Below are 24,560 nucleotides of genomic sequence, written 5' to 3' on the forward strand. Positions count from 1 at the left end.
AGACACCTGAATGAATCATGGTTGCAGCTAGTGACATTGGTATGACCCGCTGCCACATTTCCGGGCATGGATGCCTCCCACAGCCACCGTCACCCCGTCTTCTGCACCGTCGTGCCGCCGCACCTGCTCGACAAGGCCGCCCTCTCCGGCGACGCGCGGCGCGCCGATCTCGCCCAGCGCACCCTCGAACGCGACTCCCTCCTGCGCACCCGGCGCCGGGTCACCGCCGTCCGGGGCCTCGCGGCAACGCCGGAGGCGCCCGACTCCGACGATCCGCGCCGGACCGTCTACGACGCCCAGCACCGCACCCGGCTGCCCGGGAAGAAGGTGCGCGGGGAGGGAGAGGAGCCGAGCAGGGACGCCACCGTCAACCGCGCGTACGCCGGGCTCGGGGCGACGTACGAGCTGTTCCTGAAGGGCTTCGGACGGCGGTCGATCGACGGCGCCGGTCTCGCGCTGGACGCGAGCGTCCATTACGGCGAGGACTACAACAACGCCTTCTGGGACGGGCAGCAGATGGTCTTCGGCGACGGGGACGGGGACCTCTTCCTCGACTTCACGGTCGCGGTGGACGTCATCGGGCACGAGCTGACCCACGGGGTCACGCAGTACACGGCGAATCTGAACTACCACGGCCAGTCGGGCGCCCTGAACGAGTCCATGTCGGACGTCTTCGGCTCCCTGATCAAGCAGTACTCGCTGGAGCAGACGGCGGACCAGGCCGACTGGCTGATCGGGGCCGGACTGCTCGGGCCCGATGTCAGCGGGGTCGCGCTGCGGTCGATGAAGGCGCCGGGGACGGCGTACGACGACGACGAGCTCGGCAAGGACCCGCAGCCGGCCACCATGGACGACTACGTGCGGACCGAGCGCGACAACGGCGGCGTGCACATCAACTCCGGCATTCCCAACCACGCCTTCTACGTGGTGGCGACCGAGCTGGGCGGCAAGGCCTGGGAGCGCGCCGGGCAGATCTGGTACGACACCCTCACGGGCGGCGGGCTGGACTCGAACGCCGACTTCGCGGACTTCGCCCGGCTGTCGACGGCTGCCGCCGTCGCCCGGTACGGGGACGGGGGCGCCGAACACCTGGCCCTGCAAAAGGCCTGGTCGGTGGTGGGCGTCGCGCCGGCGGGGTAGAACGGCACGCATGCGGATTCAGGTGGTACGGACGGGCGGTTTCGCGGGCATCGAGCGCCGGGCCGAGGTGGACACCTCGGGCCGGCCTGACGAGGCCGAGTTGCAGGCCCTGGCCCGGCTGGCGCTGCGGCCCGGCCCGCCGGGGCCCGGGGCGGACCGGGTGCGGGACGGGTTCTCGTACCGGATCACGGTGGACGGGCGGACGGTGGCCTGCCAGGAGCCGAACCTGTCGGATGCGCAGCGGTCCCTCATCTCGCGCATCCTGAAGGAGGGGGCGTGAGCGGGGGCGCCTGAGAGGTGGCACGGTGCCGGGAGGGCGCTCTAAAAGGAGTGCCCTCCCGGCACCGTTTTGCTTGGATGGCCGGATGACTACGATCTTGGACTCGCTTGAGCAGTACTACGACACGGCCCCGCGGGTCGGCGGGGCACGGGCCGAGGACTTCGGACCGCTCACCCTGTTCGTCCAGGAGGGCACGGGCTGGCCGTACTATGCGCGGCCCGCGCTCGGGGGCGACGGCGAGGTGACCGCCGCGGACGTACGGAAGGTGCTCGAGAGGCAGCGGGAGCTGGAGGTGCCGGAGTCCTTCGAGTGGGTGGCCGAAACCAGCCCCTCGCTGCGCGCCGCGGTGGAGGCGGCGGGGCTGCACGTGCACGCGCACCCGCTGATGGTGCTCGACGCCGGGGCCATACCGCTCCCCGCGCATCCGGAGGTACGCCTCCTCGGCGCGGACGATCCGCTGCTGACGGCGGCGGTCACGGTCCCGGCACTGGCCTTCCGGGCCCCGGGGACCGCGGTCGGCGAAGCCGGTCCGGCAGAGCTGGCGGCGAAGGCGGCCGAGCCCTCGGCTGAGGAAGGCCGGGCCCGGGTGTCCGGGAAGATCGCGGCAGGTACCACCGCCATGGCGGCCGCCGTCCGCGACGGCGTGGTGCTCTGCTCGGGCCAGTACAACCCGGTCGGGGACGTCGCCGAGGTGGTGGCCGTGGGCACCCTCCCGGCAGCCCGCCGCCAGGGCCTGGCCCTCGGGGTCACGGCGGCCCTGGTCGCGGACGCCCTCGCGCACGGCGCCCGTACCGTCTTCCTCTCGGCGGGCGACGAGGACGTGGCCCGCATCTACGCCCGCGCCGGCTTCCGCCGCGTGGCGACGGCCCTGATCGCGGAGCCCCCGGCGGCCTGAGCGCCGGCCCGGCCGGGATCCGCCGGACACCCCGCGGGGTGTCCGGCGCGTGGAGAGGGAATCAGAAGCCGAGCTTGCGGAGCTGCTTCGGGTCCCGCTGCCAGTCCTTGGCGACCTTCACGTGCAGGTCGAGGAAGACCGGGGTCCCGAGCAGCGCCTCGATGTGCTTGCGCGACTTCATCCCGACCTCCTTCAGGCGGGCGCCCTTCGGGCCGATGATGATGCCCTTCTGGCTCGGCCGCTCGATGTAGACGTTGGCGTGGATGTCGAGCAGCGGCCGGTCGGCCGGGCGGTTCTCGCGCGGGATCATCTCCTCGACGACCACGGCGATGGAGTGCGGGAGCTCGTCCCGTACGCCCTCCAGCGCGGCCTCGCGGATCAGCTCGGCGACCATGACCATCTCGGGCTCGTCCGTGAGGTCGCCCTCCGGGTACAGCGGCGGGCTCTCCGGCAGCAGCGGCGCGATCAGGTCGGCCAGCAGCTGGACCTGGCTGTCGCCGACCGCCGAGACGGGGACGATCTCGGCCCACTCGAAGCCGAGCTCCTCGGCGAGCCGGTGGACGGCGATGAGCTGCTCGCCCACCACCTTGGACTCGACGAGGTCGGTCTTGGTGATGATGGCGATCTTGGGGGTCTTCTTGATCCCCGCGAGCTCCTTGGCGATGAACTTGTCGCCGGGGCCGAGCTTCTGGTCGGCCGGCAGGCAGAAGCCGATGACGTCGACCTCGGCCCAGGTGGTCCGTACGACGTCGTTGAGGCGCTCGCCGAGCAGGGTGCGCGGCTTGTGGAGGCCGGGCGTGTCGACGAGGACGAGCTGGGCGTCGGGGCGGTGCACGATGCCGCGGACGGTGTGGCGGGTGGTCTGCGGCCGGTTGGAGGTGATCGCGACCTTGGTGCCCACGAGTGCGTTGGTGAGGGTCGACTTCCCCGCGTTGGGGCGGCCGACGAAGCAGGCGAAGCCCGCACGGTGCGGGGCGGTGGACTCGGGGGAACGATCGCTCATACGGGCCATTCTCCCCGATGCGACTCCCCGCGCCGACCAGGCCACCGCCGCGAGGGCCGACCCGCCCGCGAGGAGGGGGGCGAGCCGGGGGTGCGCGGCGTAGGCCGCACTGCCCTGAGCTGTGGTTCCGTCGGCCCGGGCGCGTACGGTCAGCTCCGCCCATTCCGCGGGCGGCGGGCCGTCCCAGGCGGCCTTGAGCCGGACTTCCTGACCCGGCAGCAGTTCGGCGGGCAGCCCGGCGAGCTCGCGGCCGCCGCCGGGCAGGGGGCGGCCGAGTGCACCGGTGGCGGTGAGGGTGGCGCGGGGGCGCAGGGTGACGTTGCCGTTGTTGTGGAGCGTGTACGAGACGTCGGTACCGGTGGCCCTGACCTCCCGTACGGCGAGGGCGGGCGCGGTGGGCCCGGTCACCCGGAGGTACACGCGGGCGGCGACGGCCTGCTGCACGCCGATCCCCGTGGTCGCGGCAGCGCCCGCACGGTCCTCCAGGGCCACGATGGCGCCGGGATGGTCGCCGGGTTCCGCCCGGTCGGGGACGGTGAGGCGGAAGGCGACGCCGACCGCGGCCCGGGCCGGTACGGTCACCCGCTCGCGGTCGAGCGTGGCCCATGCGGCAGTGGCCCGGCGCGGTTCGTCGGGGCCGCGGAGGGCGAAGCCGCCGTCGCGGGGGGTGTTGTAGGCGTCGGCGGCGTAGAGGCGGAAGGTGCGGGGGCGGTCGGTGCGGTTGGCGATGGTGACGGAGTCGGTGACGCTCTGGCCGGGGGCGGCGGCGAGGTAGAAGTACGGGCGCTGGCCCACGGTGTTCGCGGCCGGCAGCACGGACCATTGCCCGTTGTCGGCGGCCGCGGCCGTCCCGGCGGGCCCGGCCAGTACCAGGCCCAGGCCCGCTACGGCCGCCGCGGCGACGAGCCCGGCCGCGGCCGCCCCGGCGGCGAACCCGGCCTGCGCCGCCCGGCCGAGGCGGGCCACCGCCGCGCGGGCCGTCACGACAGGGTGAGGGTCAGGACCGCCGTGTACGAGCCCGGCGGCGTGTACGGCGGCACCCGCAGGGTGACGTCCGCGTCCACGGTGAACGTGCCGCCGACCAGCGCCGCGTCGGGCGTCGACGCCAGGACGGCCCCCTCCGGCCCCACCACCCCCGCGCTGCCCGCCACACACACGCTCGGGCTGCCCGCCGCCGCCACGCACGACGGGTTCCACGACAGCGCGCCCCCGGGGATCCGCACCCCTCCCGGCCCCGTGAAGTCGCCGACCTTGCCGGTCAGCGACCAGCCGGCCGGGCCGCCGCGCGCGTCCCTGACCGTGACGGTCCCGATCCGGCCGGGGGCGGCGCCGCCCTCGCCGTACGGGACCGCCCCGAGGGCGATGTCCTCGCCCGCCTGGGTCATGCCCAGCGCGCCCGGCTCGACGGTGGCGGTCAGCTTCTGCGTGCCCGGCGGCAGCGGCGCGGCGTCGACGACCGTGTACGCGGCCGGCCCCGAGCCCCGTTCCGCCGACCAGCCCGGGCCCTCGTAGGCGACCACCGCGCTGGTGGCCCGGTCGGTGACCGGGAGCTGCGCCCGGGCCACGCCCAGCCGGTCCGCCGTGGCGGCCACCCGGTCGGCGGTCTCGGCGGCGCCCGCCCGGCCCGCCACCGTCACCGTGGCTCCCGGGGTGAAGCCGGCGGCGGTGACCTCGACCTTGGCGCCCGGCTTCCCGTACGCCGCCGCGAGCGCGACGCTGCGCAGGTTCGCCGTGGGCAGCGGGGTCGCGTGGAGGCGCTCGGAGACGGGGGTTCCGGTCGCCGAGCAGGTGGTGTCGAGGTCCAGCAGATGGCCGGTGTGCAGGGTGTAGCCGGCGGGGGCCAGGGTGATCTCGCCGGGCGCGGTGACGGTGAAGGTGCCGGTCATCGTGACGGCCGGGAGGGCCGCGCCCGGCGGGACGGGATCGTTTCGCCTGGCGCCGACCACGGTGACCTCGCCGCGCTGGGCGCCCGCGAGAAGGACGCGTCCGGTCGGGGTCAGGACGTCCGCGGGGAGTTCGCCGCCGACGGGGTTCACGGCGGGGGTCACTGCCACCTGGTAGGTCACGGTGACGGTGTCGCCGACCTGCGGGGCCGGGTCGTCGACGGTGATCCGGGCGGTGGTCGGGCCCTCGGCGGGCGGAAGCCCGGCCTCCTGCGGCGGCAGGCAGTGCGTCGGGAAGGTCACCTGGCCGGGGGCCGGTTCTCCGTCGGCGGCGGCCGGTGCGCTCAGCGCGCCCCCGGTCGCGGCCGCGAGGACCGCCATGCCGACGGCCACCGACCATCTCCTGCTGCGCGCCCCTGTTCGCACTGCCCGCCCCCTGGGTTCCGTCCCGCCGACAGGGGGCCATTCACGAGTGGGCGGCGGGAGAAGTCAATGCACGGAGCCGGCATCATCTGATGGCCCATCAGGAGATGTCGGCGAACCGGGAGCCGGGGCCGTCGCCTTGAAGGTGCGGCGGTAGGCGGTCGGGCTGACGCCCAGCGCCGCCTGCACGTGCTTGCGCAGCGACTGGGCCGTCCCGAAGCCGGTCTCCCGCGCCACCTGCTCCATCGGCAGGTCCGTCTGCTCCAGCAACTGCCGGGCCCGCTCCACCCGCTGACCGGTGATCCACTCGCCGGGGCTGATGCCCGACTCCTCCCGGAACCGGCGCGTGAAGGTCCGTACCGACATGGCCTCCTGGCGCGCCAGGTCGCTCAGGCGCAGCGGTTCGTGCAGCCGGTCCAGCACCCAGGCGCGGGCCGCCGTGGTGCTGGCGACCTGCGGCTTCGGCACCGGGCGCGCGATGAACTGTGCCTGCCCGCCGTCCCGGTGCGGCGGTACGACGGTCCGCCGGGCCACGTCGTTGGCGACGGCCGCGCCGTGGTCGCGGCGGACGATGTGCAGGCACAGGTCGATGCCGGCGGCGACTCCGGCGGAGGTCAGCACGTCCCCGTCGTCGGTGTAGAGCACGTTCGCGTCGACCCGTACGGCCGGGAAGAGCCGCTGGAAGTGCTCGGCGTAGGCCCAGTGGGTGGTGGCCCGGCGGCCGTCCAGGTATCCGGCCGCCGCCAGGACGTAGCCGCCGGTACAGATGGAGACCAGACGGGTGCCGGGCCGGATGTGCGCGAGGGCCGCCGCGAGCTCGTCGGTCAGCGCGCCCCGCTCGTGGACCGGGCCCAGCTCGTGCGAGGCCGGCACCACCACGGTGTCGGCGGTGCCGAGCAGCTCGGGGCCGTGCTCGACGTGGATCGCGAAGTCGGCGTCCGTACGCACCGCGCCGGGGGCGAGCCCGCAGGTGAGGATCTCGTACAGCGGCCGCCCGGCCGGGTCCTTGGCGCGGCCGAAGATCCGGTGCGGCATGCCGAGTTCGAAGGGCAGCAGCCCGGTGAGGGCGAGGACGACCACCCGGTGCGGCCTGCGGCCCTCCGACGGCTCCGGGGTCTCCTGCGTCTTCTGCGGCTGGGTCGCATCCATGGCCCGATCATATCGAAGGATGACAGTCAGGCCACTGTCGTGCGGTGTCCCGGAGGCCGGAAGCTGTCGTCGTGACGCAGACAGCACCCACCTCCACCGCCGCCCCGCAGGCGCCCCGCAGGCCCGGACGCATCCACCGCGCGTGGTTCGCCGCCGCCGTGGCCTTCGTGACGATCATCGGCGCCGCCGCCTTCGCCTCCCTCCCCGGACTGCTCATCGAGCCGCTGCACGAGGAGTTCGACTGGTCGCGCGGCACGATCGGCTTCGCGGTCTCCGTCAATCTCGCGCTCTACGGGCTCACCGCCCCCTTCGCCGCCGCCCTGATGGACCGCTTCGGCATCCGCAAGGTCGTCGCGGTGGCCCTGACCGTCATCGCCGGCGGTTCGGCGGCCACGGTGTGGATGACCGCGTCCTGGCAGCTGGTGCTGTTCTGGGGCGTGCTGGTCGGCCTCGGCAGCGGCTCTATGGCACTGGCCTTCGCGGCGACGGTGACCAACCGCTGGTTCACCGCGCGGCGCGGGCTGATCACGGGCATCCTGACCGCCGCCGGCGCCTCCGGGCAGCTGATCTTCCTGCCCTTGCTGTCGTGGCTGGTGGAACACCACGGCTGGCGGCCGGCGTCGATCACCGTGTCGCTGGCGGCCCTGGCCGTGGTCCCCTTCGTGTGGCTGCTGCTGCGCGACCACCCGGCGGACGTGGGCCTGGCCCCGTACGGGGGCACCTACGAGCCCAAGCCCGCACCCGTCACGGGCGCGGCCCGCAGAGCCGTCACCGTACTGTTCAAGGCGGCCCGGACCGGACCGTTCTGGCTGCTGGCGGGCACCTTCGCTATCTGCGGGGCCTCGACCAACGGGCTGGTGCGGGTCCACTTCGTGCCGTCCGCCCACGACCACGGCATGCCGGTGACGGCGGCCGCCGGGCTGCTCGCGGTGATCGGCGTGTTCGACGTGGTCGGCACGATCGCCTCGGGCTGGTTCACGGACCGCTTCGACGCCCGGCGCCTGCTGGCCGTGTACTACGCGCTGCGCGGGATCTCGCTGCTCTTCCTGCCGATGCTGCTGGCGCCCTCGGTGCAGCCGCCCCTGGTCTTCTTCATCGTCTTCTACGGGCTGGACTGGGTCGCCACCGTCCCGCCGACGATCGCGCTGTGCCGCGAGCAGTACGGACAGGACAGCGCGATCGTCTTCGGGTGGGTCCTGGCCTCGCACCAGGTCGGCGCGGCCGTGGTGGCCTTCCTCGGCGGCCTGGCCCGGGACGCCTTCGGCTCGTACGACCTGGTCTGGTACGCGTCCGGCGGCCTGTGCGCGATGGCGGCCCTGATGGCGATGGTCATCCGCCGCTCCCGCTCCGCCGGGCCCGCGCCCGCTGCAGCGGCGGCCCAGTAGTCCCGGCCCGAGGCCTACGGGCCGGCCGGCGTGGACGACTTCAGGGTGCCGTCCGGGGCCGCCAGGAGGACCGGGGTCTCCGGGCCGCCCAGGTCGCGGACGGCCGCCCGGTCGGCCTCGGCCGGGGCGTCGGCCGCGCTGACCACGGCGGCGGCCTCCAGGGACCGGGCCCCGCTCGCCACCGCCATCGCGACCGCGGTCTGGAGCGCGCTCAGCTTCAGGGAGTCGAGCTCCACCGTCCCGGCGACGTAGGTGCGGCCCGTCTCGTCCCGCACCGCCGCGCCCTCGGGCACGCCGTTGCGGGCCCGGGCGCTGCGCGCCAGCGTGATGATCTTGGTGTCCTCGGGGTCGATCCCGGTGGTGTCGGTCATGGGCGAAAGCATAGGGAGCCTCCCGGCGCAGCCGTGCAACCACCCCGCCGGGGCGGTCTCACGGCCGGTCGAGCCGCAGCCGCTCCGCCCTCGGCAGACCGGCGACCACCAGGTCGTACGAGTCCTCCACGAGCTCCCGGACCATCGCGTCCGGCAGGCCGCCCACCGTCACCGTGTTCCAGTGCCGCTTGTTCATGTGATAGCCCGGCGCGATCGCCTCGTGCTCCTCGCGCAGCCGCACCGCCAGCTCCGGCTCGCACTTGAGGTTGACCTTGAGCGGCTCCGCGTCCAGCGCCGACAGCGCGAACATCTTGCCCAGCACCTTGAACACCGAGGTCTCCGGGGTGAACGGGAACTCCTCCACCGCCGCGTTGAAGCTCAGGCAGAACTCCCGCAGTTGCGCCGGGGTCACTCCCCCTCCTCCCCCGCGGTCTCCGCCGCGGCCACCGGTTCCACCAGCACCGTCACGATCTTGTTCCGCCGCCCGGCGGGGGACTCGGCCGTCAGCCGCAGCGGACGCCCGTCGGGCAGGGCCACCAGCGCCGAGGCGCCCGCGATCGGCACCCGGCCCAGGGCCTTGGCCAGCAGTCCGCCGACCGTCTCCACGTCCTCGTCGTCGAAGGCCTCGACCTTGAACAGCTCACCGAGGTCGGTGATGTCCAGGCGCGCCGTGACCCGGTAGCGGTCCTCGCCGAGGTCCTCGACCGGCGGGAGCTCCCGGTCGTACTCGTCGGTGATCTCGCCGACGATCTCCTCGAGGATGTCCTCGATGGTGACGATGCCGGCCGTGCCGCCGTACTCGTCGATGACGACCGCCACGTGGTTGCGCACCTGCTGCATCTCGCGCAGCAGATCGCCCGCGTTCTTGGTGTCGGGCACGAAGGCGGCCGGCCGCATCGCCGTGGAGACCAGGTCGGCCTCCGCCTCCCGGCTGATGTGGGTCTTGCGGACGAGGTCCTTCAGGTAGACGATCCCGACGATGTCGTCCTCGTTCTCCCCGGTCACCGGGATGCGCGAGAAGCCGGAGCGCAGGGCGAGGGTCGTGGCCTGACGGATCGTCTTGTACCGCTCGATGCAGACCAGGTCGGTGCGCGGCACCATCACCTCGCGCACCAGCGTGTCGCCCAGTTCGAAGACCTGGTGCACCATCCGGCGCTCGTCGTCCTCGATCAGCGATTCCTTCTCCGCGAGGTCCACCATCGCGCGCAGCTCGGCCTCGGAGGCGAACGGCCCCTTGCGGAAGCCCTTTCCGGGCGTGAGCGCGTTGCCGATGAGGATCAGCAGCTGCGGGATCGGCCCCATCACCCGGGCGAGCGGGACGAGGACGTACGCGGCCGCCGTCGCGGTGTTCAGCGGGTGCTGTCGGCCGATGGTGCGCGGGGAGACCCCGACGGCGACGAAGGAGACCAGCACCATCACGGCGATGGCCACGAGCAGCGCGGTCCAGTTCTCGCCGAACTCGTCGAGGCAGACGTAGGTGACGAGGACGCCGGCCGCCATCTCGCAGGTCACGCGGACCAGCAGGGCCACGTTGAGGTAGCGGGTGGGGTCGCCGGCCACCTGCGCCAGCTTCGCGCTGCCGCGCCGGCCCGCCCGTACGGCCTGTTCGGCGCGGAAGCTCGACATCCGGGCGATCCCGGACTCGGCGCAGGCCGCGAACCAGGCCACCACCACCAGCAGGACCGCCCCGGTGATCAGCTGAGGCGCGGCGGTCACGAGACGGTGGGGGCCGGGGACGGACCGGTCATGCCGCGCTCGGCGCGCCAGCCGTCGACGATGGCCGCCTGGAGGCCGAACATCTCGGCCTTCTCGTCGGGTTCCTCGTGGTCGTAGCCGAGCAGGTGCAGCACCCCGTGGACCGTGAGGAGTTGGAGCTCCTCGTCCATGGAGTGCTGCGTCGGGGCGTCCTCGCCCTGCCTCTTGGCGACCTCGGGGCAGAGCACGATGTCACCGAGGAGCCCCTGCGGGGGCTCCTCGTCGTCCTTCGCCGGGGGACGCAGTTCGTCCATCGGGAAGGACATGACGTCGGTGGGTCCGGGCAGGTCCATCCACTGGATGTGGAGCTGCTCCATGGCGTCCTCGTCGACGACGATGACGGAGAGCTCCGAGAGCGGGTGGATCCGCATCCGGGTGAGCGCGTAGCGGGCGATGTCGAGGATCGCCTGCTCGTCGACCTCGGTTCCGGACTCGTTGTTGACGTCGATCGACATGGTGCGCTGGGTTCTACTTCCGCTGGAGGCCGTTCGGGGCCGGATGGGCGTCGTCGTACTTCTCGTACGCGTCGACGATACGGCCGACCAGCTTGTGCCGGACGACATCCTCGGACGTGAGCCGCGAGAAGTGGATGTCCGCCACCCCGTCCAGGATCTCCTGGACCTGGCGCAGACCGCTCCTCGCGCCGCCCGGCAGGTCGACCTGGGTGATGTCACCGGTGATGACGATCTTCGAGTCGAAGCCGAGACGGGTGAGGAACATCTTCATCTGCTCGGTGGTCGTGTTCTGCGCCTCGTCGAGGACGACGAACGCGTCGTTGAGCGTGCGACCACGCATGTAGGCGAGGGGGGCCACCTCGATGGTCCCGGCCGCCATGAGCCGCGGGATCGAATCCGGGTCGAGCATGTCGTGCAGGGCGTCGTAGAGCGGGCGCAGGTACGGGTCGATCTTGTCGAAGAGGGTGCCCGGCAGGAAGCCGAGCCGCTCCCCCGCCTCGACGGCGGGCCGGGTCAGGATGATCCGGCTGACCTGCTTGGACTGGAGCGCCTGGACCGCCTTGGCCATGGCCAGGTACGTCTTGCCGGTACCGGCGGGGCCGATGCCGAAGACGATCGTGTTCTTGTCGATCGCGTCGACGTACCGCTTCTGGTTCAGGGTCTTGGGGCGGATGGTGCGGCCGCGGCTGGAGAGGATGTTCTGGGTGAGCACCTCGGCGGGCGTTTCCTCGGGCCCGCCCGCCTTGCCGTTGCCGCTCGCCTTGAGCATGGCGATCGAGCGTTCCACTGCGTCCTCCGTCATCGGCTGCCCGGTGCGGAGCACCAGCATCATCTCGTCGAACAGGCGCTGGATCAGGGCGACTTCCACCGCGTCGCCGACCGCGCTGACCTGATTGCCCCGAACATGGATGTCGGCCTTCGGGAAGGCCTTCTCGATGACGCGCAACAGGGCGTCACCGGAGCCGAGCACCGTCACCATCGGGTGCCTGGCCGGAACGGTGAAGTGGGCTCGCGCCTGCCCCGGCACGGGGATGTGGGCTGTGGGTGTCTGAGTCATGGGCCGGCACTGTGGCCTGCACATACCTCCCGCTGAGGGGCCGCGCCGATCGACGACCTCCGGATAACCAAGCGTACGTCCCCGCCGCGGCTTCCCCGAGGGGTTTTACGCCCTGCTGCGACGCCGGTGCACAGCGCGACGGGGAGAGCCCGGCGCAGGCCTACGCGGAGTGGCGGAAACCGATCGTCGGGACCGCTCTGCGGCGGGCCGCGGGGGTCGAGGCCCCCGGGATCAGGTCGTCCAGGAAGCCGTAGCGGCCGCGCAGGGCCTCGGGGGCGGTCAGCCACCAGTGGGCCACTTCCGGCCAGCCTGGGGCCGACAGGGAGCCGCCGAACTCCTGGACCGACAGGGCCGCCGTCAGCCCGGCGAAGGCCAGCCGGTCCGCCAGCGGCCAGCCCGCCAGGGTCCCGGTGACGAAGCCCGCCACGTAGACGTCCCCCGCCCCGGTCGGGTCCAGCGCGTCCACGGTGATCCCCTGTACGTGCGCCGTCTCGCCGGTGCGCCCGTCCACCGCGTACGAACCCTCCGCGCCCATCGTCACCACCGCGATCGGCACTTTCTCGGCCAGCGCCCGGGCCGCCGCGCGCGGGCAGTCGGTCCGCGTGTACCGCATGGCCTCGCCCGCGTTCGGCAGGAAGGCCTCGCAGTGCTCCAGGTCGGCCAGGGCCCCCAGGTCCCACCGCCCGCTCTCGTCCCACCCCACGTCCGCGAAGACCCGCGAGCCGCGCCGGGCGGCCTCGCCGATCCACTGCTCGCCGCGGCCCGGGGCGAGCGAGGCCACGGCCGCGCGGGCGAGCGGCGGGCACTGCGGGAACGGCCCGGGGCCCGACGGCGGAGGCGCCTCGTGGCCGTGCGAGACCATCGTGCGCTCGCCCTCGTAGGCCATGGAGACGGTGACGGGGCTGTGCCAGCCGGGGATGGTCCGGGACATGGACAGGTCGATGCCCTCGCCCTGCTCCAGGGCGTCCCAGCAGTACTCGCCGTAGTGGTCGTCCCCGAAGGCGGCGGCCAGCGAGGTGCGCAGGCCGAGGCGGGCCAGGGCGGTGGCCATGTTGGCCACGCCGCCGGGGCTGGAGCCCATGCCGCGGGCCCAGGACTCCGTACCGCGCACGGGTGCGGAGTCGAGGCCGGTGAAGATGATGTCGAGGAAGACCGTCCCGGTGAGGAAGACGTCGCAGCCCGGTTCCTGGGGGTCCCGCAGCGGACCGAGGGGGTCCACTGCGGCGGCGCGGCTGTCGATGCTGTCCCGACTGGTCACGGTGTACTCCCCGTAGCTCTTGAAGGGTCGTTTCTGCGGTGGAAAGCTGCCAGCCCTGCCCCTTGCGGGGGGAGCCAAACCCCAGTGTGTCGCAGATCACCTTCACGGCGCCGTTTTCCGCCTCTTCGGGAACCCCCTAGACCCGCTTCGGCAGGGGGACCCGGAGCAGGTCCGCCGCCACCGTCAGCTCGCCCTCGAATCCCGCCGCGCGGGCCTGCCGTTCGAACTCGGACGGGTCGGAGTACCGCTGCGAGAAGTGCGTCAGCACCAGGTGCCGGACGCCCGCGTCCCGCGCCACCCGTGCCGCCTGCCCGGCGGTGAGGTGCCCGTGGTCGGCGGCGAGCTGCGCGTCCTCGTCGAGGAAGGTCGACTCGATCACCAGCATGTCGCAGGCCTCCGCCAGCGCCTCCACCCCGTCGCAGAGCCGGGTGTCCATGACGAACGCGAACCGCTGTCCCGGCTTCGGCTCGCTGACCTCCTCGAGGGTGACCCCGTTCAGCGCGCCTTCCCGCTGGATCCGGCCGACGTCGGGCCCCTTGATCCCGTGCCGCGCGAGCAGTCCGGGCAGTATCCGGCGCCCGTCCGGCTCGGTGAGCCGGTAGCCGAAGGACTCCACCGGGTGCGAGAGCCGCCGGGCCTCCAGGACGTACGAGGCCCCGCGGGCCAGCGGCCCGTCCGCGGCGACCGGCTCCTCGTCGATGATCACCGTCTCCCGGTAGGCCGTGGCGTACCGGAGCCGGTCGAAGAACTTCTGCCCGGAGGCCGGGTAGTGCGCGGTGACGGGGTGCGGGACCCGGTCGAGGTTGATGCGCTGGATCACGCCGGCCAGGCCGAGGCTGTGGTCACCGTGGAAGTGCGTGACGCAGATCCGGTTGATGTCGTGCGCGGCCACCCCGGCGCGGAGCATCTGGCGCTGGGTGCCCTCGCCCGGGTCGAAGAGGATGCCCTCGCCGTCCCAGCGGAGGAGGTAGCCGTTGTGGTTGCGGTGGCGGGTGGGCACCTGGCTGGCGGTGCCCAGCACCACGAATTCGCGTACGGACACGACTATCCGGGGGGCCACTCGAGGCCACGGCCGCCGAGGACGTGCGCGTGGGTGTGGAAGACGGTCTGGCCGGCGCCGGTGCCGGTGTTGAAGACGATCCGGTAGCCGTGGTCGGCGATCTTCTCGTCGGCGGCGATCCGTGCGGCCTCACGCAGTATGTCGGCGGCGACGGCCGGCTCGGCCTCGGCGAGGGTGGCGGCGTCCGGGTAGTGCACCTTCGGGATGACGAGCACGTGGGTGGGCGCCTGGGGGTTGATGTCCCGGAAGGCGACGGTCGTCTCGGTCTCCCGGACCACCGTCGCCGGGATCTTCCCCGCGACGATCTTGCAGAACAGGCAGTCGGCCTGCGGTTCCCCGGCCATTGCTTCGCCTCTCGTGACGGTGATCGTGATCGGTCGGGGCATCGTATCCAGCCGTGCGCCCGCCGCGGGCCGAGGCCCGGTCTGGGCCTCCCGGTTCGGTCCCGTCCGGTCCGGTCCCGGCCGGTTCGGGTCCCGCTTCCGGCCGGCCGGGGCCCGCTCCGGTCCCGTCCGCGCCGGGAGCGCGCCCCGGCCGTCAGGACCAGCGGCCGGTGCGGGCCAGCAGGACGGCGGTCGCGGCCGTGCCGGCCGTGGAGGTCCGCAGCACGGAGCGGCCCAGGCGGTAGGGGTGGGCCCCCGCCCCGGCGAAGACGGCCAGCTCCTCCGGGGAGACCCCGCCCTCGGGGCCGACCACCAGCACGACGGAGCCGGAGGCGGGCAGTTCGGCCGTGGCCAGTGCCTCGGAGGGGGTGTCGCGGTCCTCGTGGAGGACCATCGCCAGGTCGGCGCCGGCGAGCAGCGCCGCCACCTGCTTGGTGGACATGGCCTCGGCCACCTCCGGGAAGCGGACGCGGCGGGACTGCTTGCCCGCCTCCCGGGCCGTGGCCCGCCACTTGGCCAGGGACTTGGCCCCGCGCTCGCCGCGCCACTGGGTGATGCAGCGCGAGGCCTGCCACGGCACGATCGCGTCCACGCCCGTCTCGGTCATGGTCTCGACGGCCAGCTCTCCGCGGTCCCCCTTGGGGAGGGCCTGGACCACGGTGATGCGCACCTGCGGCTCCGGTTCCTCCTCGACGGTGTGCAGGTCCATGACCACGAGGCGGTCCTTGCCCTCGGCGGCCTTGACGACGCCCTCCGTCCAGTGGCCCCGCCCGTCGGTCAGGACCACGTCCTCGCCGGGGTTCAGCCGCTTCACGGACACCGCGTGCCGGCCCTCCGGGCCGTCCAGGACGAACTCCGGTCCCGCGGGGACCTCTTCGACCACGAACACCGGGGCGGTCATGACGCACTCCTCATCTGTCTTGCCTTCAACGTGCTCTGCGCCTCGGCCAGTTCGGCCGCCAGCACCTCCACCAGCTCCCCGGCCGGCAGCGTCCGCGCCAGCCGGTGCCCCTGGCCCGCCCACAACGCCATGCCCTGCGGGTCCCCGGCCGCGGCGGCCGCCTTGCGCAGCCCCGAGGTCAGGTGGTGGATCTGCGGGTAGGCGGCCGGGGCGTAGGGCCCGTGCTCCCGCATGAAGCGGTTGACCAGCCCCCGCGCGGGCCGCCCGGAGAAGGCCCGGGTCAGCTCGGTCCGTACGAACAGCGGGTCGGTCAGCGCCTTCTTGTGCAGCGGGTGCGCGCCCGACTCGGGGCAGGCCAGGAAGGCGGTTCCGAGCTGGCCCGCCTCCGCGCCCGCCGCCAGCAGCGCGGCGATCTGCGAGCCCCGCATGAGGCCGCCCGCCGCGATGATCGGGAGGGCCACGGCCTCCCGTACCTGCGCCACCAGCGCGAGCAGTCCGACGGCCGCCGTGCCGTCGGCCTGCGGGTCGTCCCGGTGGGTGCCCTGGTGGCCGCCCGCCTCCACGCCCTGGACGCACACGGCGTCCGCGCCCGCCTCCTGCGCGGCGCGCGCCTCCTCCACGGAGGTCACGGTGACGACGGTGTACGTACGGACCTTGCGCAGGGCCGCGAGCGCCACGGGCGTGGGACAGCCGAAGGTGAAGGAGACGACGGGGACCGGGTCCTCCAGGAGGATGGCCAGCTTGGCGTCGTAGCCGTCGTCGCTGGTGCCGATGATGTCCTCGTCGGCGAGGGAGACGTCGTACCAGCGGGCCTCGCCGGCCAGCTGCCCGCGGTACGCCTCCACGGCGGCCGGGTCCACGTAGCCGGTCTGCGGCAGGAGGAGGTTCACGCCGAAGGCGCGCCGGGTGAGCGCGCGCACCTGCTTGATCTCCTGGTACATGCCGTCGGCGGTCTTGTAGCCGCCGGCCAGGAAGCCCAGTCCGCCCGCTTCGCACACGGCGGCGACGAGGGGAGGACAGGAGGCGCCGCCCGCCATGGGAGCCTGCACGATCGGATGGCGGCAGAGACCGTTCGGTGCGGTGGACATGGACTGCATCGTGCCATGTCCCGCTCAGGGGGCCGAATCACCGCATTCGCCTGGCATAGTCCGCTTCCCGGCGTGGCCGGAACGGCTGCGGCGGGCCCGGCCGGGGGATGCGGCGAGCCCGGCCGGGGGCGTCCCCGGCCGGGCTCGGCGTATCGGATCGCGGGCCGGTCAGCGGCCGTTGAACGCGTCCTTCAGGCGGCTGAACAGGCCCTGCTGCCCCGGCGCGAACTGGCCCATCGGGCGCTCCTCGCCGCGCAGCTTCGCCAGCTGGCGCAGCAGTTCCTCCTGCTGGGCGTCCAGCTTGGTCGGGGTGGTGACCTCGACGTGGACGATCAGGTCCCCGCGCCCGCCGCCCCGCAGGTGCGTGACGCCCCGCCCGTGCAGCGGGATCGACTGCCCCGACCCGGTGCCGGGCCGGATGTCGATCTCCTCCATGCCGTCCAGCGTCTCCAGCGGGCACTTGGTGCCCAGGGCCGCCGCCGTCATGGGGATGGTGACCGTGCAGTGCAGGTCGTCCCCGCGCCGCTGGAAGGTCGGGTGCGGCAGCTCGTGGATCTCCACGTACAGGTCGCCGGCGGGGCCGCCGCCGGGGCCGACCTCACCCTCGCCCGAGAGCTGGATCCGGGTGCCGTTCTCGACGCCGGCCGGGATCTTGACCTTGAGGCTGCGGCGGGAGCGGACCCGGCCGTCGCCCGCGCACTCGGGGCACGGGGTGGGGACCACGGTGCCGAAGCCCTGGCACTGCGGGCAGGGGCGCGAGGTCATGACCTGGCCCAGGAAGGACCGGGTGACCTGCGAGACCTCACCGCGGCCGCGGCACATGTCACACGTCTGCGCCGAGGTGCCGGGGGCGGCGCCCTCACCGGAGCAGGTGGTGCAGACGACGGCCGTGTCGACCTGGATGTCCTTTTGGGTCCCGAAGGCCGCCTCGTCCAGCTCCAGGTCCAGGCGGATCATGGCGTCCTGGCCGCGGCGGGTCCGCGAGCGCGGGCCGCGCTGCGAGGCCTGGCCGAAGAAGGCGTCCATGATGTCGGAGAAGTTGCCGAAGCCGCCCGCGCCGAAGCCGCCGGCTCCGCCGCCACCGCCCGAGGAGGAGAGCGGGTCGCCGCCGAGGTCGTAGACCTGCTTCTTCTGCGGGTCCGAGAGGACCTCGTAGGCGGCGTTGATCTCCTTGAAACGCTCTTGCGTCTTGGGATCGGGGTTCACATCCGGGTGCAGCTCGCGCGCAAGCCGCCGGAATGCCTTCTTGATCTCGTCCTGCGATGCGTCGCGGCGCACGCCGAGAACGGCGTAGTAGTCCGTGGCCACTTACGACTCCGCCAGGATCTGTCCGACGTAACGTGCCACTGCGCGTACCGCTCCCATCGTTCCGGGGTAGTCCATGCGGGTCGGTCCGACCACGCCGAGCTTGGCGACGGTTTCGCCGCCCGAACCGTAACCGACCGAGACGACCGACGTGGAGTTCAGCCCCTCGTAGGCGTTCTCATGCCCGATCCGTACGGCCATTCCCGACTCATTGGCCTCGCCGAGCAGCTTGAGGAGCACGACCTGCTCCTCCAGCGCCTCGAGCACCGGCCTGATCGTCAGGGGAAAATCGTGTCCGAAGCGCGTGAGATTGGCGGTGCCGCCGATCATCAGCCGCTCCTCGGCTTCCTCGACCAGGGTTTCGAGGAGCGTCGCGAGCACGGTGGAGACGGTGCCGCGGTCCTCGGCCTCGAAGGATTCGGGGAGGTCCTGGACGAGTGGGGGGACATCGGTGAACCGGCGGCCGACGACCCTGCTGTTGAGCCGGGCCCGCAGATCCGCCAGCGAGGTCTCGCCGAAGGGCGCCGGGCAGTCGATCAGCCGCTGCTCGACGCGCCCGGTGTCCGTGATCAGTACGAGCATCAGCCGGGCCGGGGCCAGCGACAGCAGCTCGACGTGGCGCACGGTGGAGCGCGTCAGCGAGGGGTACTGGACGACCGCGACCTGCCGGGTGAGCTGCGCGAGCAGCCGCACGGTGCGGCCGACCACGTCGTCCAGGTCGACGGCGCCGTCGAGGAAGTTCTGGATGGCGCGGCGCTCGGGCGACGACAGCGGTTTGACCCCCGCCAGCTTGTCGACGAAGAGCCGGTAGCCCTTGTCGGTGGGGATCCGGCCGGCGCTGGTGTGGGGCTGGGCGATGTAGCCCTCTTCCTCCAGCACGGCCATGTCGTTGCGCACGGTGGCGGGCGAGACGCCGAGACGGTGCCGCTCGGTGAGCGCCTTGGAGCCGACGGGCTCCTCCGTCCCGACGTAGTCCTGGACGATGGCGCGCAGCACTTCGAGTCTGCGTTCGCTGAGCATCGCGCGCACCTCCAGCTGGTCCGTTGCCTTGTTCGTGGGCAGTTCGTTGGCACTCTGATCGTTCGAGTGCCAGAGATCCCCCCGCTCAGTGTACGGCCGGGTAGTAAGACCCTGGCAAGGGAGGCCCGCCAGGGTAGCGTCGCGGCATGGACGTGCGTTGGGAAGAGGCGGGCTGGGAACGGCTGACCGGGCGGACCGGCCGGAGGCGGCTTCCGGTGTGGGATTGCACGGTGGGGCTGGTGGTGGGGGACGAGTCGGTGCTCCTGATCGACCCCGGTTCCTGCCTGCGGGAGGGTGCCGCGGTGCGGGCCGAGGCGGAGCGGCTGACCGGACGGCACGTGACCCATATCGCATTCACGCACGGCCATTTCGATCACGTACTGGGCGGGGCCGCCTTCGCGGGGGCCGAGTTCTACGGTGCGGTCGGACTCGACGCGCTGCTGTCGACGGGTCGGGAGGCGCTGCGCGCGGACGCGGTCCGCCACGGCCTGGCCGAGGCGGAGGCCGCGGAGGCGGTGGACCTGCTGGTGCTGCCGAAGCACCTGGTGTCCGGGGAGTGGACGCTGGACCTGGGCGGGGTGCAGGTGCTGCTCGCCAACGTGGGACCGGGCCACACCGGGCACGACCTGGCCGTCTGCGTACCCGGCGAGCGGGAGGCGGTGTTCTGCGGGGACCTGGTGGAGGAGTCCGGCGAGCCGCAGGCGGGCACAGACGCCGTGCCGCGGCAGTGGCCCGCGGCCCTGGACCGGCTGCTGTCGCTGGGCGGCGAGGACGCGCTGTACGTGCCGGGTCACGGAGCGGTGGTCGACGCGGGCTTCGTGCGTGCGCAACGCGCCACACTGGCCGCCCGTTTCGGCGTGTCGGAGACGTGACGGCCGCGGCTCTCCTAGTGTCGGCCGGATGCGCGAGTACTCCCCCGACCTGACCCCGCAGTGGAAGCGCCCCAAGGCCGTGCCGGAAGTGCCGGCCGAGCCCGATCTGGTGGTCGAGGTGGCCGGTATGGACTTCTGCGGCGCGGTGGTCGCCTGCGAGGCCGGCACGGTGACCCTGGAGGACCGGTTCGGCAAGCGGCGGGTGTTCCCGATGGAGCCCCGCGGCTTCCTGCTGGAAGGCGCCGTCGTCACGCTGGTCCGGCCGTCCCGGGCGCCCTCCGCGCCGCGGCTGACGGCGTCGGGCTCGCTGGCCGTTCCGGGGGCCCGGGCGCGGGTGGCACGGGCGGGCCGGATCTACGTCGAGGGCCGGCACGACGCGGAGCTGGTGGAGCGGGTCTGGGGTGACGACCTGCGCATCGAGGGCGTGGTGGTGGAGTACCTGGAGGGCATCGACGACCTCCCGGCCGTGGTGGCGCAGTTCGCCCCGGCGCCGGACGCCCGTCTGGGGGTCCTGGTGGACCACCTGGTCCCCGGCTCGAAGGAGTCCCGCATCGCGGCCTCGGTGACCTCACCGGACGTGCTGGTCGTGGGCCACCCGTACGTGGACGTCTGGCAGGCGGTGAAACCGTCCGCGCTCGGCATCGGCGCGTGGCCGGAGGTTCCGCGCGGTCAGGACTGGAAGACGGGCATCTGCCGGGCGCTGGGCTGGCCGGAGAACACGGGGGCCGCCTGGCAGCACATCCTGTCCCGGGTGACGTCCTACAAGGACCTGGAGCCGACCCTCCTGGGCCGGGTCGAGGAGCTGATCGACTTCGTCACTGTCGGTGGTACTTCTTGAACTTCGGCAGCGTGCCGAACTCGCCAGTCTCCAGCTTGAGGTCCAGGACGGCCAGGGGGACGGGGTCGCCGAACGGCACCCTTCGTTCGACCTTGTAGTCGGCGTCCTCCCCGGCACCGGTCGGCTCCGTGAGGAGCAGGCATTCCGCCTCGAACGGATCGATGATCAGGTAGGCGGGGACCTGGCCCGCCGCGTACATCGAACGCTTGATCCCATAGTCGGCGACCGAGCTGTTCTTGGACACGACCTCGACGAGCAGCGTGATGGCCGGGGCGGGCACGAGCCTGCCCGGACCGTCGAAGGCACCGTGCTCGACGACCACGAGGTCCGGCTGCGGCTCCGAGGACTCTCCGGGAATCGCGATGTCCTGCGTCTGCACCGGATACCACTTGTCGAGTGGGATCTGCTTCTGCACATGCAGGACGATCAGATTATGGACCCAATCGGGCCCGGCCATCATCACGATGTCCCCCCTGAGGAGCTCCGCCTTGAAACCCTCGGGGACCTCCAGGTCCTCGAAGGCTTGGACGGCATCCGTGATCAGCCGGTCATCCACAGCGGTCATCTCCGTGGTCCTCCGCGTCCTGCCGCCGTCACTTACGGTGGCAGCCTAGGAACAGGATAGGCAGGCTCGCGCCGGTCCCGCCCGGATTCACCCGCGCGAGTGGTCAGTCCACCAGGTCCCGGACCACCGCGTCGGCCAGGAGCCGCCCCCGCAGGGTCAGCACGGCCCGCCCGGCCTCGTACGGGCCCGCCTCCAGCAGCCCGTCCGCGAGCGCCTTCCCTGCAGCTCTGAGCCCGGCCGGGGCCAGCAGGGACAGCGGGACCCCGTCCACCAGGCGCAGTTCCAGCAGGATCCGCTCGACCCGGCGGTCCTCCTCGGAGAGGAGCTCGCGGCCCGCGCCCGGGGAGCGGCCCGCGGCCAGCGCCGCCGCGTAGGCGCCCGGGTGCTTGACGTTCCACCACCGGACCCCGCCGACGTGCGAGTGGGCGCCGGGGCCCGCGCCCCACCAGTCGGCGCCGCGCCAGTACAGCTCGTTGTGCAGGCAGCGCCCGGCCTCCGAGGTGGCCCAGTTCGACACCTCGTACCAGGAGTAGCCGGCCTCGGCCATCACGGCGTCGGCGATCAGGTAGCGGTCGGCGTGCACGTCGTCGTCCGTCATCGGGACCTCGCCGCGACGGATCCGGCGGGCCAGCTGCGTGCCCTCCTCCACGATCAGCGCGTACGCCGAGATGTGGTCCGGGCCGGCCCCGAGCGCGGCCTCCAGCGAGGCCCGCCAGTCGTCGTCCGACTCGCCGGGCGTCCCGTAGATCAGGTCCAGGTTGACGTGCTCGAACCCCGCCGCGCGGGCTTCGGCGACACATGCCTCCGGGCGGCCGGGGGTGTGCGTGCGGTCCAGCACCTTCAGGACGTGCTGCCTGGCGCTCTGCATGCCGAAGGAGATCCGGTTGAAGCCGCCGGCCCGCAGCTCGGCCAGGTACTCCGGATTCACCGACTCCGGGTTGGCCTCGGTGGTGATCTCGGCGTCGGGCGCCAGACCGAACTCGTCGCGGATGGCCGCGAGCATCCGTACGAGGTCCCCGGCGGGCAGCAGCGTGGGCGTACCGCCGCCGACGAAGACGGTCCGGACCTCCCGCGGGTCGTCCCCGAGCACCTTGCGCGCGAGCCTGACCTCGTCGATCAGGGTGTCGGCGTAGTTCTCCCGGGAGGCGAGCACCCCGCCGGTGCCCCGCAGCTCGGTGGCCGTGTAGGTGTTGAAGTCGCAGTACCCGCAGCGCGTGGCGCAGTACGGGACGTGCAGGTAGAACCCGAGCGGCCGGTCCCCGGCGCCCGCCAGGGCGTGCGACGGCAGCGAGCCGTCTTCGGGCATGGGTTCACCATCGGGCAGTGCGGAAGGCATACCCCCATCATCCCGCACCGCCGCACGTCCGAGACCGCCCTCCGGCGAGGGAGCCCGCTCCTGCAGCCGCACCCGCGTACTCGAGCGGGGGCAAAACCAGCCCCGCCGGCGTTTGAGGCGCGGGGTCCGGGGCGGAGCCCCGGGAAGCGGCGCCGCAGGGAACCACGGCCGTACGCCCGGCACTGGCGGGGGCGGCGGGGCAGCCCAGCCACCCCACCCCCCGAGCCCGCGGCAGGCGTCAGGCCTCGCGCGCCCCCTCGTACATCTCCTCGATCAGGTGCTTGAACTCACGCTCGACGACCGGCCGCTTCAGCTTCAGGCTCGGCGTGAGGTCCCCGTGCTCCACGTCCAGGTCGCGCGGCAGGATCCGGAACTTCTTGACCGTCTGCCAGCGCTGCAGGCCCTCGTTCAGGGTCTGCACGTACGTCTCGATCATGCGCGCGGTCTCCGGCGCCGCCAGGACCTCCCCGTACGTCTTCCCCTCCAGGCCGTTCTCGGCCGCCCAGCCCAGGATCGACGGCTCGTCGAGCGCGATCAGCGCCGAGCAGAAGTTCCGGTCGGCGCCGTGCACGACGATGGTCGACACGTACGGGCAGATCGCCTTGAACTGGCCCTCGACCTCGGCCGGGGCGACGTACTTGCCGCCCGAGGTCTTGATCAGGTCCTTCTTGCGGTCGGTGATGCGCAGGTAGCCGTCGGGCGACAGCTCGCCGATGTCACCGGTGTGCAGCCAGCCGTCGGACTCCAGCACCTCGGCGGTCTGCTCGGGCTTGCCGTGGTAGCCCTGCATGATGCCGGGGCCGCGCAGCAGGACCTCGCCGTCGTCGGCGATGCGGACCTCGGTGCCGGGGAGCGGCTTGCCGACCGTGCCGGTGCGGTAGGCCTCGCCCGGGTTGACGAAGGAGGCTGCGCTGGACTCGGTCAGGCCGTAGCCCTCCAGGATGTGGATGCCCGCGCCGGAGAAGAAGTAGCCGATCTCGGGGGCCAGGGCGGAGGCGCCGGAGACGGCGGCGCGCAGGTTGCCGCCGAAGGCCTCGCGGAGCTTGGAGTAGACGAGCGCGTCGGCGATCTTGTGCTTGGTGGCGAGGCCGAGGGGGGCGGTCGCCTGGCCGGTCCGGCGGAAGTTGTCCTGGGTGACCTTGGCGTACTCGCGGGCCACGCCCACCGACCACTGGAAGATCTTGTACTTGGCTCCGCCGCCGGCCCGGGCCTTGGCCGCGACCCCGTTGTAGACCTTCTCGAAGATGCGCGGGACGGCCGCCATGTAGGTCGGCTGCACGATCGGCAGGTTCTCGATGATCTTGTCGATGCGGCCGTCGACGGCGGTGACGTGCCCGACCTCGATCTGACCGGAGGTCAGCACCTTGCCGAAGACGTGCGCGAGCGGCAGCCACAGGTACTGGACGTCGTCGCTGGAGATCATGCCGGTGGCGACGGTGGCCTTGGCCATGTACGACCAGTTGTCGTGCGGCAGCCGGACGCCCTTGGGGCGGCCGGTCGTGCCGGAGGTGTAGATGAGCGTGGCGAGCTGGTCGGCGGTGATGGCCGCGATCCGCTCCTTGACCGCCTCGGGGTGCTTGGCCAGGTACTCCTTGCCGCGCTCCTCCAGGTCGGCGAGCGAGAGCACCCAGCCCTCGGGGTCCCCCTCGGCGGCGAGCGCATCGGCCGCCTCCACGACCACCACGTGGGCGAGGTGCGGCAGGTCGGCGCGGCGCTCGCGTGCCTTCGCCAGCTGCTTCCCGTCCTCGGCGATGAGCACCCGGCTGTCGGAGTCCGCGAGGATGAACGCCGACTCCTCCGCGTTCGTGCTGGGGTAGATGGTGGTGACCGCGCCGCCGGCGCACATGACGCCGAGGTCGGCGAGGATCCACTCCACGCGGGTGTTGGAGGCGAGCGCGACGCGCTCCTCCGGGCCGAGGCCGAGGCCGATCAGGCCGGCGGCGATGGCGAAGACCCGGTCGGCCGCCTGGCCCCAGCTCAGCGACTTCCAGTCGTCGGGGCCCTGGCCGCCGGCCGCCGGAACGGGGAACCGGTACGCCTCCGCATGGGGCGTGGCGGCGACGCGCTCAAGGAAGAGGGCCGCCACGGTGGGCGGGCGGTTCTCGATCAAGGTCTGTGTGTCGCTCACGGACGTCCTC

General features: G+C 72.8%; 24 protein-coding genes and 1 pseudogene. 6 read left to right on the top strand and 19 right to left on the bottom strand.

The features are described 5' to 3' along the window. Positions 1-66: 66 nt before the first annotated feature. From ACIP5M_RS30405 to ACIP5M_RS30415, 3 genes are all read left to right on the top strand, one after another. Positions 67-1,140, top strand: a complete 1,074-nt coding sequence (locus ACIP5M_RS30405) for a M4 family metallopeptidase (protein WP_401202616.1) — start codon at positions 67-69, stop codon at positions 1,138-1,140. Positions 1,141-1,150: 10 nt separating this feature from the next. Further along, the gene (locus ACIP5M_RS30410) at positions 1,151-1,420 is read left to right on the top strand and encodes a protealysin inhibitor emfourin (RefSeq protein ID WP_401202617.1); all 270 of its coding nucleotides are present in this window, start codon (positions 1,151-1,153) and stop codon (positions 1,418-1,420) included. Positions 1,421-1,505: 85 nt separating this feature from the next. Then, positions 1,506-2,315 carry a GNAT family N-acetyltransferase gene (locus ACIP5M_RS30415; protein ID WP_401202619.1) on the top strand — a complete coding sequence of 270 codons (810 nt, stop codon included), beginning with the start codon at positions 1,506-1,508 and terminating at the stop codon, positions 2,313-2,315. A 61-nt stretch (positions 2,316-2,376) separates the two neighbouring features. On the opposite strand, the gene era is transcribed toward ACIP5M_RS30415, so the two are convergent. The 4 genes and pseudogenes from era to ACIP5M_RS30435 all read right to left on the bottom strand — a co-directional run bounded on the left by era (position 2,377) and on the right by ACIP5M_RS30435 (position 6,773). After that, positions 2,377-3,327 (bottom strand): GTPase Era, encoded by a 951-nt coding sequence (gene era / locus ACIP5M_RS30420; protein ID WP_401202765.1) that lies wholly within the window; start codon positions 3,325-3,327, stop codon positions 2,377-2,379. 495 nt (positions 3,328-3,822) lie between these two features. Further along, a pseudogene (locus ACIP5M_RS30425) lies at positions 3,823-4,302 on the bottom strand (WxL protein peptidoglycan domain-containing protein); the annotation flags it as partial. Next, positions 4,299-5,582, bottom strand: a complete 1,284-nt coding sequence (locus tag ACIP5M_RS30430; RefSeq protein ID WP_401202767.1) for a beta-xylosidase — start codon at positions 5,580-5,582, stop codon at positions 4,299-4,301. The gene ACIP5M_RS30430 and the pseudogene ACIP5M_RS30425, both read right to left, overlap by 4 nt. 108 nt (positions 5,583-5,690) lie before the next feature. Next, positions 5,691-6,773 carry a GlxA family transcriptional regulator gene (locus ACIP5M_RS30435; protein WP_401202620.1) on the bottom strand — a complete coding sequence of 361 codons (1,083 nt, stop codon included), beginning with the start codon at positions 6,771-6,773 and terminating at the stop codon, positions 5,691-5,693. Between the two features lie 71 nt (positions 6,774-6,844). Between ACIP5M_RS30435 and ACIP5M_RS30440 the strand changes: the two genes are divergently transcribed. Next, positions 6,845-8,158, top strand: coding sequence for an MFS transporter (locus tag ACIP5M_RS30440; protein WP_401202622.1), 1,314 nt, complete (start codon positions 6,845-6,847; stop codon positions 8,156-8,158). 14 nt (positions 8,159-8,172) lie between these two features. Here ACIP5M_RS30440 and ACIP5M_RS30445 read toward each other — a convergent pair whose 3' ends face one another. The 12 genes from ACIP5M_RS30445 to hrcA all read right to left on the bottom strand — a co-directional run bounded on the left by ACIP5M_RS30445 (position 8,173) and on the right by hrcA (position 18,811). After that, positions 8,173-8,529, bottom strand: coding sequence for a cytidine deaminase (locus tag ACIP5M_RS30445; RefSeq protein WP_401202624.1), 357 nt, complete (start codon positions 8,527-8,529; stop codon positions 8,173-8,175). Positions 8,530-8,587: 58 nt separating this feature from the next. After that, positions 8,588-8,941 (bottom strand): MmcQ/YjbR family DNA-binding protein, encoded by a 354-nt coding sequence (locus ACIP5M_RS30450; RefSeq protein ID WP_401202626.1) that lies wholly within the window; start codon positions 8,939-8,941, stop codon positions 8,588-8,590. Next, the gene (locus ACIP5M_RS30455) at positions 8,938-10,245 is read right to left on the bottom strand and encodes a hemolysin family protein (RefSeq protein WP_401202627.1); all 1,308 of its coding nucleotides are present in this window, start codon (positions 10,243-10,245) and stop codon (positions 8,938-8,940) included. The genes ACIP5M_RS30450 and ACIP5M_RS30455 overlap by 4 nt, the downstream gene beginning before the upstream one ends. Beyond that, positions 10,242-10,739: an rRNA maturation RNase YbeY gene (ybeY, locus tag ACIP5M_RS30460; RefSeq protein ID WP_401202629.1), complete on the bottom strand. Its 498-nt coding sequence runs from the start codon at positions 10,737-10,739 to the stop codon at positions 10,242-10,244. Before ybeY ends, ACIP5M_RS30455 begins: the two co-directional genes overlap by 4 nt. A 13-nt stretch (positions 10,740-10,752) precedes the next feature. Next, on the bottom strand, positions 10,753-11,796 hold the full coding sequence (locus ACIP5M_RS30465) for a PhoH family protein (protein WP_401202630.1): 1,044 nt from the start codon (positions 11,794-11,796) through the stop codon (positions 10,753-10,755). 160 nt (positions 11,797-11,956) lie between these two features. After that, positions 11,957-13,054: a carbohydrate kinase family protein gene (locus ACIP5M_RS30470; RefSeq protein WP_401202632.1), complete on the bottom strand. Its 1,098-nt coding sequence runs from the start codon at positions 13,052-13,054 to the stop codon at positions 11,957-11,959. A gap of 136 nt (positions 13,055-13,190) precedes the next feature. After that, the gene (locus ACIP5M_RS30475; protein WP_401202633.1) at positions 13,191-14,096 is read right to left on the bottom strand and encodes a ribonuclease Z; all 906 of its coding nucleotides are present in this window, start codon (positions 14,094-14,096) and stop codon (positions 13,191-13,193) included. A gap of 2 nt (positions 14,097-14,098) precedes the next feature. Next, positions 14,099-14,458: a histidine triad nucleotide-binding protein gene (locus ACIP5M_RS30480; RefSeq protein WP_401202634.1), complete on the bottom strand. Its 360-nt coding sequence runs from the start codon at positions 14,456-14,458 to the stop codon at positions 14,099-14,101. A 193-nt stretch (positions 14,459-14,651) separates the two neighbouring features. Further along, positions 14,652-15,398 (bottom strand): 16S rRNA (uracil(1498)-N(3))-methyltransferase, encoded by a 747-nt coding sequence (locus tag ACIP5M_RS30485; protein ID WP_401202635.1) that lies wholly within the window; start codon positions 15,396-15,398, stop codon positions 14,652-14,654. Next, positions 15,395-16,486 carry a nitronate monooxygenase gene (locus ACIP5M_RS30490; RefSeq protein WP_401202636.1) on the bottom strand — a complete coding sequence of 364 codons (1,092 nt, stop codon included), beginning with the start codon at positions 16,484-16,486 and terminating at the stop codon, positions 15,395-15,397. Before ACIP5M_RS30490 ends, ACIP5M_RS30485 begins: the two co-directional genes overlap by 4 nt. Before the next feature lie 168 nt (positions 16,487-16,654). Further along, entirely contained in the window at positions 16,655-17,794 is a 1,140-nt protein-coding gene (gene dnaJ / locus ACIP5M_RS30495; RefSeq protein ID WP_401202638.1) for a molecular chaperone DnaJ, read from the bottom strand. Further along, positions 17,795-18,811 carry a heat-inducible transcriptional repressor HrcA gene (hrcA, locus tag ACIP5M_RS30500; RefSeq protein ID WP_401202640.1) on the bottom strand — a complete coding sequence of 339 codons (1,017 nt, stop codon included), beginning with the start codon at positions 18,809-18,811 and terminating at the stop codon, positions 17,795-17,797. It abuts the gene before it with no gap. Between the two features lie 146 nt (positions 18,812-18,957). Between hrcA and ACIP5M_RS30505 the strand changes: the two genes are divergently transcribed. Both ACIP5M_RS30505 and ACIP5M_RS30510 read left to right on the top strand, forming a co-directional pair. After that, complete coding sequence (locus tag ACIP5M_RS30505; RefSeq protein WP_401202642.1) at positions 18,958-19,683, top strand: MBL fold metallo-hydrolase; 726 nt, start codon at positions 18,958-18,960, stop codon at positions 19,681-19,683. Between the two features lie 28 nt (positions 19,684-19,711). After that, a complete protein-coding gene (locus tag ACIP5M_RS30510) occupies positions 19,712-20,521 on the top strand; it encodes a DUF3097 domain-containing protein (RefSeq protein ID WP_401202644.1) in 810 nt (269 codons plus the stop codon). Here ACIP5M_RS30510 and ACIP5M_RS30515 read toward each other — a convergent pair. The 3 genes from ACIP5M_RS30515 to ACIP5M_RS30525 form a co-directional block, all read right to left on the bottom strand. Then, positions 20,499-21,086 carry a Uma2 family endonuclease gene (locus ACIP5M_RS30515; protein ID WP_401202646.1) on the bottom strand — a complete coding sequence of 196 codons (588 nt, stop codon included), beginning with the start codon at positions 21,084-21,086 and terminating at the stop codon, positions 20,499-20,501. The genes ACIP5M_RS30510 and ACIP5M_RS30515 overlap by 23 nt on opposite strands. Before the next feature lie 103 nt (positions 21,087-21,189). Further along, the gene (hemW, locus tag ACIP5M_RS30520) at positions 21,190-22,422 is read right to left on the bottom strand and encodes a radical SAM family heme chaperone HemW (protein WP_401202647.1); all 1,233 of its coding nucleotides are present in this window, start codon (positions 22,420-22,422) and stop codon (positions 21,190-21,192) included. Between the two features lie 238 nt (positions 22,423-22,660). After that, a complete protein-coding gene (locus ACIP5M_RS30525) occupies positions 22,661-24,550 on the bottom strand; it encodes an AMP-dependent synthetase/ligase (protein WP_401202649.1) in 1,890 nt (629 codons plus the stop codon). Between the last annotated feature and the right edge of the window lie 10 nt (positions 24,551-24,560).

It is taken from the genome of Streptomyces sp. NPDC088762, assembly GCF_044750905.1.
Lineage (GTDB): Bacteria > Actinomycetota > Actinomycetes > Streptomycetales > Streptomycetaceae > Streptomyces.

What these genes read in the sequence shown, in the direction of transcription:
- ACIP5M_RS30445 (WP_401202624.1), bottom strand. Translation starts at nt 8,529, where the DNA reads ATGACCGACACCACCGGGATCGACCCCGAGGACACCAAGATCATCACG.
- era (WP_401202765.1), bottom strand. Translation starts at nt 3,327, where the DNA reads ATGGCCCGTATGAGCGATCGTTCCCCCGAGTCCACCGCCCCGCACCGT.
- ACIP5M_RS30490 (WP_401202636.1), bottom strand. Translation starts at nt 16,486, where the DNA reads ATGTCCACCGCACCGAACGGTCTCTGCCGCCATCCGATCGTGCAGGCT.
- ACIP5M_RS30430 (WP_401202767.1), bottom strand. Translation starts at nt 5,582, where the DNA reads ATGGCGGTCCTCGCGGCCGCGACCGGGGGCGCGCTGAGCGCACCGGCC.
- ACIP5M_RS30465 (WP_401202630.1), bottom strand. Translation starts at nt 11,796, where the DNA reads ATGACTCAGACACCCACAGCCCACATCCCCGTGCCGGGGCAGGCGCGA.
- hemW (WP_401202647.1), bottom strand. Translation starts at nt 22,422, where the DNA reads ATGCCTTCCGCACTGCCCGATGGTGAACCCATGCCCGAAGACGGCTCG.
- ACIP5M_RS30505 (WP_401202642.1), top strand. Translation starts at nt 18,958, where the DNA reads ATGGACGTGCGTTGGGAAGAGGCGGGCTGGGAACGGCTGACCGGGCGG.
- ACIP5M_RS30510 (WP_401202644.1), top strand. Translation starts at nt 19,712, where the DNA reads ATGCGCGAGTACTCCCCCGACCTGACCCCGCAGTGGAAGCGCCCCAAG.
- ACIP5M_RS30415 (WP_401202619.1), top strand. Translation starts at nt 1,506, where the DNA reads ATGACTACGATCTTGGACTCGCTTGAGCAGTACTACGACACGGCCCCG.
- ACIP5M_RS30435 (WP_401202620.1), bottom strand. Translation starts at nt 6,773, where the DNA reads ATGGATGCGACCCAGCCGCAGAAGACGCAGGAGACCCCGGAGCCGTCG.
- ACIP5M_RS30410 (WP_401202617.1), top strand. Translation starts at nt 1,151, where the DNA reads ATGCGGATTCAGGTGGTACGGACGGGCGGTTTCGCGGGCATCGAGCGC.
- ACIP5M_RS30485 (WP_401202635.1), bottom strand. Translation starts at nt 15,398, where the DNA reads ATGACCGCCCCGGTGTTCGTGGTCGAAGAGGTCCCCGCGGGACCGGAG.
- hrcA (WP_401202640.1), bottom strand. Translation starts at nt 18,811, where the DNA reads ATGCTCAGCGAACGCAGACTCGAAGTGCTGCGCGCCATCGTCCAGGAC.
- ybeY (WP_401202629.1), bottom strand. Translation starts at nt 10,739, where the DNA reads ATGTCGATCGACGTCAACAACGAGTCCGGAACCGAGGTCGACGAGCAG.
- ACIP5M_RS30405 (WP_401202616.1), top strand. Translation starts at nt 67, where the DNA reads ATGGATGCCTCCCACAGCCACCGTCACCCCGTCTTCTGCACCGTCGTG.
- ACIP5M_RS30515 (WP_401202646.1), bottom strand. Translation starts at nt 21,086, where the DNA reads ATGACCGCTGTGGATGACCGGCTGATCACGGATGCCGTCCAAGCCTTC.
- ACIP5M_RS30480 (WP_401202634.1), bottom strand. Translation starts at nt 14,458, where the DNA reads ATGGCCGGGGAACCGCAGGCCGACTGCCTGTTCTGCAAGATCGTCGCG.